17 protein-coding genes and 1 tRNA gene are annotated in these 16,875 nt (G+C 67.8%); 10 read left to right on the top strand and 8 right to left on the bottom strand.

Going from position 1 to position 16,875, the window contains the following annotated elements; all coding sequences use genetic code 11:
- Positions 1-90: 90 nt before the first annotated feature.
- Positions 91-876 carry a queuosine precursor transporter gene (locus tag ACUZUJ_RS16180; protein WP_014038042.1) on the bottom strand — a complete coding sequence of 262 codons (786 nt, stop codon included), beginning with the start codon at positions 874-876 and terminating at the stop codon, positions 91-93.
- Positions 873-1,556, bottom strand: coding sequence for a DUF502 domain-containing protein (locus ACUZUJ_RS16175; RefSeq protein WP_014038041.1), 684 nt, complete (start codon positions 1,554-1,556; stop codon positions 873-875). The genes ACUZUJ_RS16180 and ACUZUJ_RS16175 overlap by 4 nt, the downstream gene beginning before the upstream one ends.
- Before the next feature lie 76 nt (positions 1,557-1,632).
- Here ACUZUJ_RS16175 and ACUZUJ_RS16170 point away from each other — a divergent pair, with 76 nt between their 5' ends.
- On the top strand, positions 1,633-2,949 hold the full coding sequence (locus ACUZUJ_RS16170) for a hypothetical protein (RefSeq protein ID WP_432592392.1): 1,317 nt from the start codon (positions 1,633-1,635) through the stop codon (positions 2,947-2,949).
- 8 nt (positions 2,950-2,957) lie between these two features.
- Here the strand turns inward: ACUZUJ_RS16170 and ACUZUJ_RS16165 are convergent, their stop codons facing one another.
- The 6 genes from ACUZUJ_RS16165 to ACUZUJ_RS16140 form a co-directional block, all read right to left on the bottom strand.
- Complete coding sequence (locus ACUZUJ_RS16165) at positions 2,958-3,674, bottom strand: hypothetical protein (RefSeq protein WP_458220493.1); 717 nt, start codon at positions 3,672-3,674, stop codon at positions 2,958-2,960.
- A gap of 47 nt (positions 3,675-3,721) precedes the next feature.
- Positions 3,722-4,174 (bottom strand): DUF4442 domain-containing protein, encoded by a 453-nt coding sequence (locus ACUZUJ_RS16160; protein WP_049447139.1) that lies wholly within the window; start codon positions 4,172-4,174, stop codon positions 3,722-3,724.
- 66 nt (positions 4,175-4,240) lie between these two features.
- On the bottom strand, positions 4,241-5,866 hold the full coding sequence (locus ACUZUJ_RS16155; RefSeq protein WP_458220492.1) for a CHASE2 domain-containing protein: 1,626 nt from the start codon (positions 5,864-5,866) through the stop codon (positions 4,241-4,243).
- Positions 5,863-7,563, bottom strand: coding sequence for a FecR family protein (locus ACUZUJ_RS16150; RefSeq protein ID WP_049447144.1), 1,701 nt, complete (start codon positions 7,561-7,563; stop codon positions 5,863-5,865). The genes ACUZUJ_RS16155 and ACUZUJ_RS16150 overlap by 4 nt, the downstream gene beginning before the upstream one ends.
- A 107-nt stretch (positions 7,564-7,670) precedes the next feature.
- Positions 7,671-8,528, bottom strand: a complete 858-nt coding sequence (gene trxA, locus ACUZUJ_RS16145; protein ID WP_014038035.1) for a thioredoxin — start codon at positions 8,526-8,528, stop codon at positions 7,671-7,673.
- A gap of 127 nt (positions 8,529-8,655) precedes the next feature.
- A complete protein-coding gene (locus ACUZUJ_RS16140; protein WP_049447147.1) occupies positions 8,656-8,907 on the bottom strand; it encodes a hypothetical protein in 252 nt (83 codons plus the stop codon).
- Positions 8,908-9,063: 156 nt separating this feature from the next.
- On the opposite strand from ACUZUJ_RS16140, the gene ACUZUJ_RS16135 reads away from it, so the two are divergent.
- The 9 genes from ACUZUJ_RS16135 (at position 9,064) to ACUZUJ_RS16095 (ending at position 16,801) form a co-directional block, all read left to right on the top strand.
- Positions 9,064-9,663 carry a DUF998 domain-containing protein gene (locus tag ACUZUJ_RS16135; RefSeq protein ID WP_119006588.1) on the top strand — a complete coding sequence of 200 codons (600 nt, stop codon included), beginning with the start codon at positions 9,064-9,066 and terminating at the stop codon, positions 9,661-9,663.
- 105 nt (positions 9,664-9,768) lie between these two features.
- Positions 9,769-12,411 carry a leucine--tRNA ligase gene (gene leuS / locus ACUZUJ_RS16130; RefSeq protein WP_049447151.1) on the top strand — a complete coding sequence of 881 codons (2,643 nt, stop codon included), beginning with the start codon at positions 9,769-9,771 and terminating at the stop codon, positions 12,409-12,411.
- Between the two features lie 137 nt (positions 12,412-12,548).
- Complete coding sequence (locus ACUZUJ_RS16125; protein WP_014038032.1) at positions 12,549-13,133, top strand: LPS-assembly lipoprotein LptE; 585 nt, start codon at positions 12,549-12,551, stop codon at positions 13,131-13,133.
- Positions 13,134-13,145: 12 nt separating this feature from the next.
- On the top strand, positions 13,146-14,183 hold the full coding sequence (gene holA / locus ACUZUJ_RS16120) for a DNA polymerase III subunit delta (RefSeq protein WP_049447154.1): 1,038 nt from the start codon (positions 13,146-13,148) through the stop codon (positions 14,181-14,183).
- Positions 14,184-14,186: 3 nt separating this feature from the next.
- Complete coding sequence (gene nadD, locus ACUZUJ_RS16115) at positions 14,187-14,852, top strand: nicotinate-nucleotide adenylyltransferase (RefSeq protein WP_014647945.1); 666 nt, start codon at positions 14,187-14,189, stop codon at positions 14,850-14,852.
- Between the two features lie 58 nt (positions 14,853-14,910).
- Positions 14,911-15,321, top strand: coding sequence for a ribosome silencing factor (rsfS, locus tag ACUZUJ_RS16110; RefSeq protein ID WP_005418109.1), 411 nt, complete (start codon positions 14,911-14,913; stop codon positions 15,319-15,321).
- Positions 15,322-15,387: 66 nt separating this feature from the next.
- A complete protein-coding gene (gene rlmH, locus ACUZUJ_RS16105; protein WP_014038029.1) occupies positions 15,388-15,858 on the top strand; it encodes a 23S rRNA (pseudouridine(1915)-N(3))-methyltransferase RlmH in 471 nt (156 codons plus the stop codon).
- Between the two features lie 22 nt (positions 15,859-15,880).
- A tRNA-Asn gene (locus ACUZUJ_RS16100) sits at positions 15,881-15,957 on the top strand.
- A gap of 166 nt (positions 15,958-16,123) precedes the next feature.
- On the top strand, positions 16,124-16,801 hold the full coding sequence (locus ACUZUJ_RS16095; protein WP_152682165.1) for a hypothetical protein: 678 nt from the start codon (positions 16,124-16,126) through the stop codon (positions 16,799-16,801).
- Positions 16,802-16,875: the final 74 nt, after the last annotated feature.

The raw sequence follows: 16,875 nt of genomic DNA, 5'->3' as shown, positions 1-16,875 counted from the left end.
AGCTTCCGTGGAACACAGACCGTGGAGCTTGCACGATCCGGCCGCGTACGGCCAGCGTGAAGGCGCAGTCAGCTTGCCGCCGCTGGGGCTTCAGTCAGCCGCCGCAGCAGCGCGCAACGCAGCGGCCCTGTCTGCGCCCAGATAGCGGGTGATCGCGCGCCGCATCAGGTACAGCAGCGGAATCAAGGCAATCGCAAAGCCCATCTTGTAGATGTAGTTGACGCTGCTGACGGCCAGGAACAGCGAGGTCGGCCAGTGCTGCGGGCCGAGCACGAAGGCAATCCAGATCACCACGAAGCTGTCCACCACCTGCGAGATCGCGGTGGACCCGGTCGCACGCAACCACACGTGGCGCTCGCCGGTGGCTTGGCGGATGCGATGGAATACCGCCACGTCGATCAACTGGCCGAGCAGGAAGGCCACCAGTGAACCGGCGATGGTCCACATGCCCTGGCCGAACACCGCTGCGAATGCGGCCTGGTAGTCCGGCACGCCGTGGCCGTCCATCGAGGTGACCCACCAGCTGGCCGGCGCCAGCGATATCGCCGCGAAGGCGAACAGGAAGCCATAGGCGATCAGCACCACGGCCAGCCACGAGATGAAGCGCACGCCGCGCTTGCCGAAAAACTCGTTGATGGTGTCGGTCATGATGAACACCACCGGCCACAGCAGGGTGCCGGCGGTGAAGCTGAGCGAGCCGGTCTGGCCGAACAGGTTCCAGTTCAACGGATCGATGCCCAGGGTGTCTTCCAGCGCGAAGATCTTCACCCCGATCAGTTCGGCCAGCACCGCGTTGCCGCAGAAGAACGCGGCCAACACGATGAACAGCAGGACCGCGCGGTCCTGCAGCGGGCGCTCGATCGGCGCCGCGGTCATTCGCTGCGATCGCCGGCGCGCGTGAACGGAACGCTGGACGGCGCGACGGCGCCGCCGGAAATGATGAAGCTCATGGCCTGGTCGACGGTCCAGTCGGTCGGGGTCAGCAGCTCCACCGGCACGATTTCCAGGTAACCCGAAGTCGGGTTCGGCGTGGTTGGCACGTACACCGCGGCCAGTTCACGGTCGGTGCCGTGTTCCTTGATCACGCGGGTGACCAGCCCGACCGACTTCATGTCGCGGTGCGGGAAGTCGATCAGCACCACGCGCTGGGTGCTGCCCGGTTCGGTCTGCAACATGTCCAGCAGTTTCTTGGCGCTGTCATAGATGATGCTGGCCAGCGGAATGCGCTTGATGACCGCGCCCACCCAGCGCAGCAGGCGCTGGCCCAGCACGCGGCGGCTGGCCACGCCCACCGCCAGGATCACCAGCAGGGTGGCCAGCAGGGCGATGGTGTCCTGGATCCACTCGGCACGGACCCAGCCGAGGTAATGCGGGAAGCTTGTCGCGATCTGCTCGGAAAGCGGCACCACCAACGGGCTGGAGATGCCCGACAGCAGCACGAACACGAACTTGACCACGACCCAGGTCAGCCAGATCGGCAGCAGGGTGAGCAGGCCGGTCAGGAACAGGCGCTGCAGGGAGGGGCGGGGGACCAGGGCGGGGGCTTCGAGCGACATGTGCGCATTGTAGCGGTCACGGCCGGTCGATTACGCTGGGGAATCGACTGCGGCAACGGCACATGGAAGGGAAGCTGTGTTGAAGATTCTGCGCGGACTGGGTTGGACCCTGGCAGGCCTGCTGGTGCTGGCCATCGTGGTGTGGTGCGCCTCGCGCATGTGGCCGGTGCCGGAATCGCGGCTGCAGGCCCAGCAGCGCTTGCAGGCCCGCCTGCCCGTCCACGGCCACAACGGCTTCGCGCTGCTGTGGACGCTCGCGTTCGACGATCTCGACACACGCCAGCGCGAACAGGCGTTGGCCCGCGATGTGCAGCGTTGGGAGGCGGATCCGCGCGGCAATGGCGGCGCCGGACCGCAGCTGGCAGAGGACCGCGACGAGCTGCGATCGCGGCCTGCGGCCAGCTGCGGACCGACCGCCAGCGACTGCCTGGGCCAGGTGCGCGCCGACCCGCAGCGCTTCATTGATGCCCACGCTGGCCACCAGCAGTTGCATGTGCGCCTGGACCAGCTGGCCGATGCGGACCACTTCGCATCGCCGTTCCAGCCCAAGGGCGACGGCATCCTGGTGCCGCTGCCGACCTATGGCCTGATGATCGATGCCACCAGCGCGCGCGCGCTGGCCTATGTGCAGGGCGATATCGATGGCGCGCTGCGTGGCAGCTGCCGTGGGCTGCAACTGGGCCGCCGGCTGGTGACGGGCGGCAGTTACCTGGTGGAGAGCATCATCGGTACCAGCCTGGTGCAGGCCAATGCCCAGCTGCTGGCCGACATGCTGGTCGAGCTGCCGGCCGACCATCCGCTGCCAGCGGAATGCGAGCAGGCGATGCAGCCGATGCTGGCTGCCGAACAGAGCCTGTGCCGTGCGATGCAGGGTGAGTACGCGATGAGCCGGGCCGCGATCGAAACCTCGGCGCAGGAATTCGGCGGGGTGCTGGTACTCGATCGCAGCAGCACCCTGGCGCGCGCGGCGGGCAATCTGGGCTGGGCATGCGGCGCGGCGGCGATGGCCGCGCTGGAAGCGGATCGCCCGCTGCCGGTTCCGGCACCGCCGCAGCATGACTTCGGCTGCCTGTCGAACATCATGGGGTGCGTGCTGACCGATATCGCCCGCCCGGTCTATCCCGCCTATTCGTCAAGGACCCAGGATGCCGCCGCGATGGTGCGGCTGATCGGCGCGCAGCGCTGGTTGCGGCAGCAGGCGGAGGACCCGGTGGATGCGCTGCAGCGCCTGCCTGCCCAGTTCCGCTCGCCGGTGCGGGCACCGCAGCTGTCGGCCGATGGTCGCCGCCTGCAGGTGCCGCGGCGTTCACCGTCGCGCAGCAGCGACGAGAGCCCATGGCTGTCGGTGCCGCTGGTGATGGAGAACGCCCCGGGCGCTGCTGCGCGCGACTGATCAGCGGCTCAGTCACTGCCCGCCAGCGGATCGAATGCCCAGCCATCACCGATGGTCTGAAGTGTCCAGCGGCGACGGCTGTGCAGGGGCTCCCAGCGCACGCTGTCCTTGTCGTTCTCGATGCTGCCTTCGCTCCGCTTTACCTTGCGGGTAGAGAAGTTCACGCTCATCGACTCGGTCTGCCCGGAATTGCGCATCACCGAATTCTGGTCGTAGCCGATCAGCGCAAAGGCATCGTCCTGCCAGCGGAAGGTGAAGGCGGTCGTGCCCATTGACCAGCTTCCCGCGCTGGCGAATGAAAACAGCGCGACCTTCAGGGTGCCGCGCTGGATGCTGACGCTGCCGTCTTCGAGCGGGTCGCTCATCACCGGATTGTCCGGGCGCGGTATCAGCTGGTGGTCCTGCACCGCCAGCACATAGCCGGAGGGGCGCGACCACGCCACGGCGAGAATGCGCGGGTTGCTGTCGTACGGCGAGGGTCCGAATCCATCGTGCTCGATGACGTTGCGCGGCTCCTGCTGGCGCAGCACCAGCACCAGGTCCGCGCGGCCATCCTGGTCGAGATCGCCTTCGACACTCGATTCAAGCGTCCAGCCCTGGGGTACGAAACCGGCGGCATTGGCCGCCTGTGCCGGCAGCGTCGGATACCGCACCGGCGGCAGGTCCAAGGCGTGGGCGGCGAAGGGCAGGGTGGTCAGCAGTGTGGCGAGAGCATACGGGCGCATCGGAGCCTCCATGGCAGGGAGGCAGAGGATAGCGCCCGCGTACTGGATCAGCGTGCGTGCGGCTTCAACCGCAGGTAGACCTGCTTGCGTACCTGGGCGACCACCTCGCCGCTTTCGTCGACGACATCGTTGCTGAACCAGCGCAGCACCTTCTCACCGCCGGCCGCTTCGGCACGCAGTTCAGCCAGCAATGCATCGTCGATGCGGAACGAGGTGCGCACCGTGCCCCGGCCAGGCTTGAGGAAATCGATCGCACCGGCCCGGTCCCACACATAGTAGTCACGGCCCAGGATGTGCAGCAGGCCAAGCATCCAGAACGGATCGGTCATCGCGAACAGGCTGCCGCCGAAATGCGTGCCCACGTAATTGCGGTTCCAGGGCCGCATCCGCAGCGCCACGTCGATCTGCCGGTAATCGGGCGTGATCCGGGTGACGTGGATGCCGGTGAACAGGAACGGCGGCCAGAGGTTGATGCCGAAGCGGAACAGGCGGGCGTTCATGCGGGTCCGGGGCGCGAGGCGAGGCGCCCAGTCTAACCATTCGCATGCGTATGTTGCACCCCGGGGTCACGTCCCGCCGTCGATCATGTACCCGTCGCGGCCGTTGGCCTTGGCCTGGTACAGGGCGGTGTCGGCGCCCTCCACGAAATGGTGCGGCTGCAGGCCACCGTCGGGCACGCGGGTGAATACACCGATGGTGAGCGTGACGCCGTCATCGCTGCGATCGCCCGGCGCCGGCAGTGCACGCACGCAGGCAATCAGGTCCTCGATCACCCGGCGCGCGCCCTCGGCCGGCGTATCCGGCAGCACCAGTGCGAATTCGTCGCCACCGTAGCGCGCTGCCATGTCGCGCGGGCGACGGGCATGCGCGCCGATCAGGCGGGCGACATCACGCAGCACGCGGTCACCGACCTGGTGGCCATGGCGGTCGTTGTGGCGCTTGAAGTGGTCGACGTCGATCAGCGCCAGGCTCAATGGCTTGCCACTGCGCCGCGCGGCATCGCATTCCTGCTGCAGTGACTGCTCGAAGCGCAGGCGGTTGCCCAGGCCGGTGAGGGCATCGCGGTTGGCCAGGCGGTGCCAGGCCGAGATCCGCCACACCGCCCAGACCAGCAGTGCCAGCACCACGCCCAGCATCGCGCTGGCCGGTGCCCACCACAGGTCTCCGGTGCGCAGCAGCAGCCAGCTCAGCAGCGGTGGCATCGGCAATGAACACAGCGCGGCGAGCCAGGGCAGGCGCAGGCCGAGCAGGATCACGCACAGCGCCACCAGCACGCCGCCGATGGCGTGCTGCCACGCGTGCGGCAGCACATCGATCTGCTTGTGCTGCAGCAGCATCGAGGTGATGTTGGCCTGGTATTCGCTGCCGCTCATCCAGAATTCGCGGGTGGTCGGGGTCAGCAGGCGAGGGGCGATGCCGCTCGCCGTCATGCCGACCACGATGCGGCGGCCATGCAGCATCGCCATGTCCACGTGGCCATCGAGCACGTCCGCATAGGACACCTGCGGCAACCGCTCGGGCGGGCCGGCGTAGCGCACGCGGACGTAATCGTCGCGACGCCATTGATAGGGCGAGCCCAGCGCCGGGTCGGGGTCGGGCAGGCCGCGTACCGCACCCGCAGGCAGGTCGGCCAGTGCCAGGCCCAGTGCCGGCCAATGCGGCTTGCCGATGCCGGCGTGCAGATAGACGCCGCGGGCGACGCCGTCACCATCCACCTCGACATCGGTGTGGCCGATCGCGGCGGCACTGGCGGCGATCTGCGGGATCGGCAGCATTTCCTCGGCCATGCGGTCGCCGGCCGCCGGTGCCGCCAGCACCGGCAGCACCACCCGGCCATTGCGTCGGATCGCGGCCGCCAGCTCGTCATCCTGGCGGCTGTCGCGACGGTCGGGTTCGGACAGCATCAGGTCCAGCGCAACGCGTTCGGCGCCGGCATCGGTCAGGCGATCCAGCAGGCGGGCATGCACCGAGCGCGGCCAGGGCCACTGGCCGATACGCTGCAGGCTGCCTTCGTCGATGGCCACGATCAGCACGCTGGGGTCGGGGCGGTAGTCCCAGTTGCCGACCAGCGCGTCATAGGCCGCCTCGTCCTGCCGCCACAGCCATTGGCCCTGGCTGGCCACGATGGTCAGCACGCCGGCCAGCAGGGCCAGCAGGATCCGCTTCGACCATGGCAGCGGCGAGCGCCTCACAACAACAACCAGAGCAGCAGCGCACCGCCACCGGCGCCATAGCACAGGCGGCATGGCAGCGGGATCTGTTGGGCCGGGGAGAACTCGCCGGCGTGGCCGTCATCGTCGACGTACTGCACGCGTACGTGCAGGGTGCCGCTCCACGGGCGCTTGAAGCTCACCTGCGGCTGGGCCACGGTCTCGTCGACCAGCGGCGCCTTGAAGTCGCCGCGGCGATCCACCTGCACCCGGTAGCGCTGGCCTTCGCTGCCGGCCTGCCAGCGCAGGGTGAGCTCGCCATGCGCGGCCTCGGGCGGCTGCAGGGCCGGGTCCACCGGTTCATTGCTCAGCTGCAGCGGCAGCGCCTGGCCGTAGCGGCCCTGGTGGCCTCCGGCATCGCGCGAGGCCACGCGCCAGTAGTACTGGCCGGGCGGCAGCGGTTGCGCCAGGCGCAGGTCGGTCGCATGGGTGGCCTGCTCCTGCAATGGCTGCTGGAAGCCGGGTTCGGCGGCGATCTGCAGCACGCTGCTGCGCGCACCGGGGGCCTGGCTCCAGCGGAAACGCGGGCGGTCGCTGTTGATCGTCTGCCCATGCAGCGGCGATACCGTCAGCGGTGGCGGTGGCTGGTCACCGAGCTCGAAATCGGCGCTGGCATCCAGGCCTTCGACGCCCTGTGCGTCAACCGCGCGCAACAGGATGCGCAGCTGGCCGGGCGGCAGGTCGCCGATCGCCAGCCGGGTGTCGGCAGTGGTGGCGGCGAACAGCAGGATCTCCGGCGTTGCCGCCTGCACCACTTCCACCCGGTAGTGATCGGCGCCAGCGACCGGTTCCCAGGCAAGCAGGGTCGGCAGCGGCGCCAGGCGCAGCGCGTCATTGCGCAGTGCCGGCGCCGGCAGCAGTGCGGAGACTGCAGCGGGGGCCGCATCGGCGCTGCTGCTGCGGGTGGCCTGGCCCGGCCGGACCAGGCGCTGGCCATGGGGGTTGCCGACCTGCACCTTGCCCTGCAGGACCTCGGTGGCACCGACGTGCCCGGTATCCCCGGCGCTGACCCGGAACACCGTGCCGCGCACGCTGCTGGTCGCGGTGGGCGCATCGATGATGTAACGCGAGGCCGGACCGCGCGCTGGCGTTACCCGGTTGCTGGCACGCCCCTGCTGCAGGCGCAGGCGGGTGTCGACCATGCCGGTGTGGCCGTAGCGGCTCAGCTGGTCCAGGCGCAGGCGCGAGTATTCGCGCAGCTGCAGGCGCGAGGCATCGGCGAATTCCAGGGTGATGCTGGAATCGCCTTCGGTTTCCACGGTGTCACCGATATGCAGCTGCTCGCCGGCCTGGATGGCACGGGTCGCGGTGCCATCGGCACCGGACAGCTCGACCTTGCCGCGCACGGACAGCACCCGGGCCGGCGCCGGTTCGGTGCGCAGCCAGCTGATCGGGAAGCGCAGCAGCTGGCCCGGCGGCAACTGGTAGGGGTTGTCGATGCGGTTGTGCTGCTGCAGCTGCTGCCAGCGTACCGAGGGTTTCAGGTACAGCCCACCCAGGTCCCACAGGGTGTCGCCGGGCCGGACCCGGTAGTTCCAGTCCTGGGCGCCGGCGATGGCAGGCAGCAGGAAGAGGGCGCAGAGCAGGGCGCCCGTTAAACGCATGGCGAACGACAGAGAGCGGACGACGGTCACAGTTTGCAATCCCGGCAATGCGGGGGTGCAGCTGCAAGACCCCATGGCCCCGACCTCATCCCCCCGAACGGATCGCGGCGACCGCAAGGCCGCCAGCGCGCGCATTATTGCCCGCGTTCAGTGCAGGGATTCTGAACGGAGCGGGCTCCCGTTCAGAACAGCAGCGACGCCATCCTGCGGCGGTACTGGCCCACCAGGTCCTCGTCGGAGATCACATTGAAGGCGTCGATCAGGGCTTTGCGTGGCAGGCCTTCCTCGAATCCACGGTCGATCCGCAGCATTTCCAGGAACTGCGCCAGTGCGGCCTCGTCATGGCCGCCGAGCAGCAGCTGCACGCCGCGCAGGTGGCGGGCCTTGAGATCCTTGCCATCGGCGGCGATGCGGGCTTCCAGCACCTCGGCCGCCGGGGCATCCTTCAGCGCGGCGGCGAAGGCCAGGCGGGCGCGGGCGCGCACGGCGCGGTCGTCGGTTGCCAGATTGGCCGGCAGGCCGTCGATCAGGGTGCCGGCCTCGTCCACGCCGCCGATCTGCAGCAGGGCCAGGGCCAGGTCGAGTTTCAGCTCATCCTTGTCCGGCTCGGCGGCGATCTGCGCGCGCAGTACGTCGACCTGCGCCTGCGGGTCCAGCGGGGCATCATCTTCAGGGGCCGCATCGCCGACATCGGCCGGCACAATGCCGTGCTGGGCCAGGAACTCACGCAGCTGGCCTTCCGGAATGGCACCGGGGAAGCCATCCACCAGCTGGCCGCCCTTGACCAGGAACACGGTCGGCACCGAGCGGATCTGGAAGGCCGCAGCGATCTGCTGTTCCTTGTCGACATCGACCTTGGCCAGCTCGAAGGCACCGTTGTACTCGGCAGCCAGCTTTTCCAGCATCGGGCCCAGGGTCTTGCACGGCCCGCACCAGGTGGCCCAGAAGTCGACCAGCACCGGCGTCTGCAGCGACTTCTGCAGGACTTCGGCCTCGAAGGTCGCAGTGGTGGCGTCGAATACGTAGGTCGTCTCGGTCATGGGGGAGGCATCGCTTGGCATCTGGAGACCGATTCTATGGTGACGATCGATGTCGGTCTCAACCCTGCCATCACGGAGTACGCCCTCGAGGTGGTGTTGGCGGGCCCGCAGGCCCGCCGTGACACCCTCATGAGCGCGGCATGCAGTACAGCTCGTGGATCACCCACCTGCCCGCGCTGACCGGCTTGCTGGTCGAGGTGCGCCGGTGGTACTCGGCCTCGGCCGCCTGCAGGCCGCCGGCGCTGACGCTGCCCATCAGGATGCTGCTGTTCTGGCCGGCGCTGGGCGGGCCGACCCTGGCGAAGCAGCTGAACTCGGCTGCCTGGGCAGCACTGGCCAGGCCCAGGCTGAGCGCGGCGGCGAGGATGCGTCGGATCATGGGGGAATTCCCTGCATGGCAGAACTGCCACTCCGCGAGCATCGTTGGAGGAGGCGCGCGCGGATATCGAAATGATCTGAAATGCGCGGCGCTTGGCGCATCGCGTCGCTGCCGCGACAATGCGGTGATCCATTCCTTTCCGGGTGATTGCGCGCAATGTCCGTGGTCCGGCTTGATCGTTGGTTGGGGCTGCTTGCGGCCGTCGTATTCGTCCTGGCTGTGGCCGGCTTCGGTGCCGGCCTGGAGGGTTATGCGCAGGCCCGCCACCCGGTGGCGTTGCTGGGCGCGCGCGGTGTGCCGCATGCGCTGCCTTTCAATCTGCTGGGTTTCGTGCTGCCCGGCGTGCTAGCCGTGGTGGTGGCTGAGCGCTTGCGCCGCGGCCTGCCCACGACCGCCGGCTGGGCGCCGCGGGTCGGCAGCCAGATGCTGCTGCTGGCCGGTCTGGCCTTTGCCGCGATGGGGCTGCTGCCACTGGACGTGGATGACCTGCACGGGCCCGCCAGCCAGCTGCATGCGAGCGCCTGGATGATCTGGGTGCTGGGTTTCGTCGCCGGCACCGTGCTGCTGGGCGTGTCCCATCTGCGCCAGGCGCATGGCCGGGCCTTGGGCACAGTGGCCCTGGGCTGCGGCGTGCTGGCCGCGCTGGCGGCGTTTGCCCTGCAGGGCACGCTGCCGGCGCCGATGGCACAACGGCTCGCCTTCGCCTGCTGGCTGGTCTGGCTGGCGGCGGCCCTGCCGCTGTCGCGACCGCGCTGAGACGCCTCCCCGAGCGCCGCGGCGCCGGCGTCCGGCAGGCAGGATTGGAGCCATTTGCCGCACTGCGGTACGCTGTACCGCTTTGCCGCCGCATCCGCGTGTTCCATGACCAGCGCTGAAACCAACGCCTACGACCCGCAGCAGGTTGAATCCGCCGCCCAGCAGTACTGGGACGCCACCCGTGCCTTCGAGGTCGACGAGACTTCGGACAAGCCGAAGTACTACTGCCTGTCGATGCTTCCGTACCCGTCCGGTGCGCTGCACATGGGCCACGTGCGCAATTACACGATCGGCGACGTGATCAGCCGCTACAAGCGCATGACCGGCCACAACGTGCTGCAGCCGATGGGCTGGGACGCGTTCGGCCTGCCGGCGGAAAACGCTGCGATCAAGAACAAGACCGCGCCGGCGGCGTGGACCTACAAGAACATCGACCACATGCGCAGCCAGCTGAAGTCGCTGGGCTATGCCATCGACTGGTCGCGCGAGTTCGCCACCTGCCGCCCGGACTATTACGTCCACGAGCAGCGCATGTTCACCCGCCTGATGCGCAAGGGCCTGGCCTATCGCCGCAACGCGGTGGTGAACTGGGACCCGGTCGACCAGACCGTGCTGGCCAACGAGCAGGTCATCGACGGCCGCGGCTGGCGCTCCGGTGCGCTGGTGGAGAAGCGCGAGATCCCGCAGTGGTTCCTGCGCATCACCGACTACGCCCAGGAACTGCTGGACGGCCTGGATGAGCTGGAGGGCTGGCCGGAATCGGTCAAGACCATGCAGCGCAACTGGATCGGCCGTTCCGAAGGCCTGGAGATCCAGTTCGACGTGCGCGATGTCGATGGCAGCGCGCTGGACCCGCTGCGCGTGTTCACCACCCGCCCGGACACGGTGATGGGCGTGACCTTCGTGTCGATCGCCGCCGAGCATCCGCTGGCGCTGCATGCGGCGAAGAACAACCCGGAGCTGGCGGCGATGCTGGCCGACCTGAAGCAGGGCGGCGTGTCCGAGGCTGAACTGGAAACCCAGGAAAAGCGCGGCATGGACACCGGCCTGCGCGCGCTGCACCCGGTCACCGGCGAGCCGGTGCCGGTGTGGGTCGCCAACTTCGTGCTGATGGGCTACGGCACCGGCGCGGTGATGGCCGTTCCGGGCCATGACCAGCGCGACAATGAAGTGGCCAACAAGTACGGCCTGCCGATCAAGCAGGTCATCGCCCTGAAGGATGCGCGCACCGAAGAGGAGCGCAGCTGGGACGGCAGCCGCTGGCAGGACTGGTACAGCGACAAGAGCCGTGCCTTCGAGCTGGTGAATTCGGCCGAGTTCGACGGGCTGGATTTCCAGGGCGCTTTCGAAGCCCTGGCCGAACGTTTCGAGCGCAAGGCCCAGGGCCAGCGCCGCGTCAACTACCGCCTTCGCGACTGGGGTGTGAGCCGCCAGCGCTACTGGGGCTGCCCGATTCCGGTGATCTACTGCGCCAAGTGCGGCGCGGTGCCGGTGCCGGAAGAACAGCTGCCGGTGGTGCTGCCGGAAGACGTGGCCTTCGCCGGTACCGGCTCGCCGATCAAGACCGACCCGGAATGGCGCAAGACCACCTGCCCGGACTGCGGCGGCGCGGCCGAGCGCGAGACCGACACCTTCGACACCTTCATGGAGTCGAGCTGGTACTACGCCCGCTACACCTCGCCGGGTGCCCGTGATGCGGTCGACAAGCGCGGCAACTACTGGCTGCCGGTCGACCAGTACATCGGTGGCATCGAGCACGCGATCCTGCACCTGATGTATTTCCGCTTCTACCACAAGCTGCTGCGCGACGCGCGGATGGTGGACAGCAACGAGCCGGCGCGCAACCTGCTGTGCCAGGGCATGGTGATCGCCGAAACCTATTACCGCCCGAACCCGGACGGCTCGAAGGACTGGATCAACCCGGCCGATGTGGAAGTGCAGCGCGACGAGCGCGGCCGCATCACCGGCGCCACCCTGATCGCCGACGGCCAGCCGGTGGTGGTCGGTGGCACCGAGAAGATGTCCAAGTCGAAGAACAACGGCGTGGACCCGCAGGCGATGGTCGGCAAGTACGGCGCCGACACCGTGCGCCTGTTCTCGATGTTCGCCGCGCCGCCGGAACAGTCGCTGGAGTGGAACGAGGCCGGCGTGGACGGCATGGCCCGCTTCCTGCGTCGCCTGTGGGCCCAGGTGCAGAAGCACGCCGCCGACGGTGCCGCCCCGGCACTGGATGCCGCGGTGCTGGATGCCAACCAGAAGGCGCTGCGCCGCAAGACCCACGAAACCATCGGCAAGGTCGGTGACGACTATGGCCGCCGCCACAGCTTCAATACCGCGATCGCGGCGGTGATGGAGCTGATGAACGCGCTGGCCAAGTTCGAGGACGGCAGCGAGCAGGGCCGCGCGGTGCGCCAGGAAGCGCTGCAGGCCATCGTGCTGCTGCTCAACCCGATCACCCCGCATGCCAGCCACGCCCTGTGGCAGGTGCTGGGCCATGGCGAGACGCTGCTGGAAGACCAGCCGTTCCCGCAGGCCGACAGCAGCGCGCTGGTGCGCGATGCGCTGACCCTGGCGGTACAGGTCAACGGCAAGCTGCGTGGCACCATCGAGGTGGCGGCCGATGCCGCGCGCGAGCAGGTCGAGGCGCTGGCCCTTGCCGAGCCCAACGCGGCCAAGTTCATGGAAGGCCTGACGGTGCGCAAGATCATCATCGTCCCGGGCAAGATCGTGAACATCGTCGCTGCCTGATGTCCCCCGCACCGGTCACCCGCGCGGTGGCCGGTGCCTTTCCAGAAGCAGGGCCGGGTGCCTGATGGCCCTGCATTCACGCGGCTTAGGGCACGCTGTGTGTTGCCGTGATCGCCCGGCTCCGCCAGACTGTCTCCATGACCCGAATCCTGCTTGCCCTCGTTCTTGTCCTCGGCCTCGCCGGCTGCGGTTTCCATCTGCGCAACAAGCTGATGCTGCCGACCGACACCGCCCCGGTGAAGGTGGTCTCCACCGCCCCGTACAGCGAACTGGTCAAGCTGCTCAACCGCAGCCTGCTGGCCTCCGGTGCCAAGCTGGCCGATGAGGACAGCAAGGAACCCAGCGCCCAGCTGCAGGTGCTGTCCGAGCGCTGGGGTGACCTGCCGATCGCCATCGACTCGCAGGGCCGTGCACAGGAATACAGCCTGCGCTACGCCGTGATCTTCATCTTCCGCCGCGAGGATGGCAGCGAACTGGTGCCGCAGCAGGTGATCGAACTGTCGCGCGACTATGTGTCGCCGCCGACCGACGCCACCGGTACCACCACCGAACGCGAAATCCTGGCCACGGAGCTGCGCCGGGAAATGTCCGCCTCGATCATCCGCCGTATCGACAGCGTGGTCCGTGCTGAGATCGAGAAGGGTGGCAGCCTGTCCGCGCCGAAGGCCAAGCCGATCGAGGGTGCGGTGCCGGCCGCGCCGGCCGCTGCCGTCAAGCACTGAGCGGCAGCGACGATGGAACTGCGTCCGGAGCAGCTGGCCAGCCAGGGCGCTGATACCCCGTTGGCGCCGGTTTACCTGATCGCAGGCCCGGAAACGCTGCGCGTGCTGGAGGCGGCAGATGCCATCCGCGCGCGCGCGCGCGCCGCGGGCATCGGCGAACGCGAGGTGTTCGACGCCGACGGGCGAGATTTCGACTGGAACCAGCTCGACGCCAGCTTCAATGCGCCCAGCCTGTTCAGCGCCCGCCGCCTGGTCGAGGTGCGCCTGCCCAGCGGCAAGCCCGGCAAGGACGGCGCCGAGGTGATCAGCCAGTTCTGCGCCAATCCGGCGCCGGACGTGGTGCTGATGATCACCGCCAATGAATGGAGCAAGGCCCATCAGGGCAAGTGGGCCGAGGCGGTCAGCCGCATCGGCGTGCTGTCGGTGGCCTGGGCGATCAAGCCGCACGAACTGCCGGACTGGATCGAGCGCCGCCTGCGCGGCAAGGGCCTGCGTGCCGACCCGGCCGCCGTGCAGCGCCTGGCCGAGCGGGTGGAGGGCAACCTGCTGGCCGCCGCCCAGGAAATCGACAAGCTGGCGCTGTTGGCCGATGGCCAGCCGCTGGATGTGGAGCGGATGGAATCGCTGGTGGCTGATGCTGCCCGCTACGACGTGTTCCGGCTGGTGGAGGCGACGTTCTCCGGCCAGCCGCCAGCCGTGCTGCGCATGCTGGCTGGCCTGCGCGGTGAAGGCGAGGCAGTGGCCGCACTGATGCCGATCGTGATCCGTGAACTGCTGGCCGGTGCCGGCCTGGCCCGGGTGCAGGCCCGTGGCGGCAACCTGGCCGCCGAAATGAAATCGCGTGGTATCTGGGAATCGCGGCAGGCGCCCTACAAGCGCGCGCTGCAGCGGCACCCGGAAGGCAAGCGCTGGGAACGCTTCGTGGCCGAAGCCGGTCTGGTCGACCGCATCGCCAAGGGGCGGGCCGACGGCGATGCCTGGCTGGCGCTGGAGCGCCTGCTGGTGGCCGTGGCCGAACCGCGTGCCGTGCGCCTGCTGGCGCGGGCCTGAGCGATGAGCCTGCGGATCTATTACGGGGGCACCTTCGATCCGGTGCACCTGGGGCACCTGGCAATCGCGCGGGCCGCCCGGGACGAACTGCAGGTGGCCGTGCGCATGTTGCCGGCAGGCGATCCGCCGCACCGTGCGGTGCCCGGCGCCACCGCCGAGCAGCGCTGCACCATGTTGTCGCTGGCCATCGGCGACGAGCCGGGCCTGCTGCTGGACCGCCGTGAACTGGACCGTGCCACGCGCTATCCCGGTCGTCCGTCCTACACCGTCGATACCCTGCGCGAGCTGCGTGGCGAGCTGGGCCCGAGCCGGCCGCTGGCCTGGCTGGTGGGCGCCGACAGCCTGCTGGGCCTGTCCGGCTGGCACGAATGGGAGGCCCTGTTCGGGCTGGCCCACTTCGTGGTGGCCGAACGGCCGGGCAGTCCGCTGCAGGCGTCGATCGACGGCGAACTGGGGCGTGCCCTGCAGGGGCGCTGGGCCGACAATGAGCAGGCCCTGTTCGCCAGCCCAGCCGGGCGCATCCTGCGCCTGCACCACCCGCTGCGCGAGGAGTCGGCCAGCGCCGTGCGCTCGCAGATCGCCGCCGGTGGCCCCTGGCGCGCCCTGCTGCCGCCGGCCGTCGCGGACTACGTCGCTGCACACGGGCTGTACCGCCCGGCCACAGCGTGAATGGCGCGGCCGCGCCATCCCCGTATAATCGCCCCCACGTTTATCGAGTCGATCCACTTTGAGCAACCAGACCCAGCCCCAGACCATCAAGGTCGATCTGCCCAGCCCGCCGCCGTCCGTGCCGGAACTGCTGGCCAGCGTCCGCCAAGCCACCGAAGACCTGAAGGCCAAGGACCTGGTCGAGATCGACGTGCGCGGCCGGTCCAGCGTTGCCGACTACATGATCGTCGTTTCGGGCACCTCGACCCGCCACGTCAAGTCGATCGCCGATGAAGTCGTGCGCTTCGCCAAGAACATCGACGTGATGCCGCTGGGTGTTGAAGGCGAGCGCGAAGCCGAGTGGGTGCTGGTCGACCTGGGCGACGTGATCGTTCACGTGATGCTGCCGCGCGTGCGTGAGTTCTACGCCCTCGAGCGCCTGTGGACCGTTGGCGACCAGCCGCCGTCCAGCGACGACGAAGTGGCCTGAGCCGCACGTTGATGCATCCCTTCGACGGCGCCGATGGCGCCGTCGACGTTTTGGAGGACCGTGTAGATGAAAGCCCGCCTGATCGCCACCGGTGAACGCGCACCCAGCTGGGTCGCGCAGGGCTTCGCCGAGTACCAGAAGCGGCTGTCGCACTGGCTGCCGTTCGAGCTGGTGGAAATCGAGCCCGGCCTGCGCGGCAAGGGGCGTGATCCGCGCCGCGCCACTGAAGATGAAGGCAGGCGGGTCATCTCTGCGCTGCCGAAGAACGCCTATGTGGTGGCACTGGATGTGCCGGGGCGGCAGCTGAGTTCCGAACAGCTGGCACAGCGGCTGGAGCATTGGCGCGGGCAGGGCCGCGACCTGGCGTTCCTGATTGGTGGCCCGGAAGGGCATTCGCCGGAGGTGTCCGCGCTGGCCGATGAGAAGTGGTCGATCGGACCGCTGACGCTGCCGCACATGCTGGTGCGCCTGGTGGTGGCCGAGCAGTTGTATCGGGCCGCCGCAATGATTGCCAATCACCCCTACCATCGCGCGTGAAGAGTGGTTATACTAGTCGTCTGCCCGAATAGCTCAGCCGGTTAGAGCACTTGACTGTTAATCAGGGGGTCGTTGGTTCGAGTCCAACTTCGGGCGCCACCTTGAAGAGACCTGCATCGCAAGATGCAGGTCTTTTTTTTGCGTTGCGCATCGTCAGCGCGTAATGGCGTCTGCGGGGCCAGCGGACCACGCTCCCCGACCGTTGAATGTTCAAAGGGCGCCTTGAATGATGGGAAGATGAGGTCTGGTCGCAAAGAGGCGCTGAATGAGTACCGTCCGCGAAGACTTTGAAAGAAGCTTTTGGATGCTTGTCGAAGACAGTCTGCTTTTGATTGAAGCCTCAGAGCTGAACCCGGGTACGGAGCTTGCAAATTCGCTTGCACGCGCAGCTCTTTTGAATACTTTGGTACTCCCAGAGGTGGTCGCCAATTGCTGTATAGACGACCTCCGTCTGGAGAGCTCCGTATACAAGGAGGTTGATCGTCTGTCGGTCATCGCCAAGTTCGATTTCTACCTGAGAACGAAGTTTCGGAACAAGTCCATCTCTCGTGGCGATAGGCACGTGCAGTCTATTGGCGAATTGAAGAAGCTAAGAGATGACTACGTGCATCCAAAATCAAGACGAGTGCGGTGGATCGGAGATCCTGATGGCGAGCAAACAGCTGAGCGTCCACTAACACCGATTCTGGGTATCGCGAAGAATCCTAGAGACTGGTGGCATGAGGACGCGGTACTCGCAATGCGTGCCACCCACGGTTTCCTTGCCCACTTCTTTAAGGAGCGCTGCCGTTACAGCCGAGTTGCGGTGGCAAGCATTGTTGCTTGTGAGTGTGAGTCTCCAGTGAGGGGGGACTACTACGTGCCCTACTTGCCTCGCCGATTGAAATCAAACCTTGAACATTGGGAAATCAATCTGGATTACGTAAAACACGGCTGGCTCTAGCGACCAAGATGAAAAAGCACTGATGTGTGGGCTTGCCTAGCCTTCAGCTCTACATGGCCAGACGCCAGGGTGAT

The sequence above is a fragment of the Stenotrophomonas sp. S4 genome (genome assembly GCF_054187805.2).
This window is presented reverse-complemented; position numbering and strand designations above follow the sequence as displayed.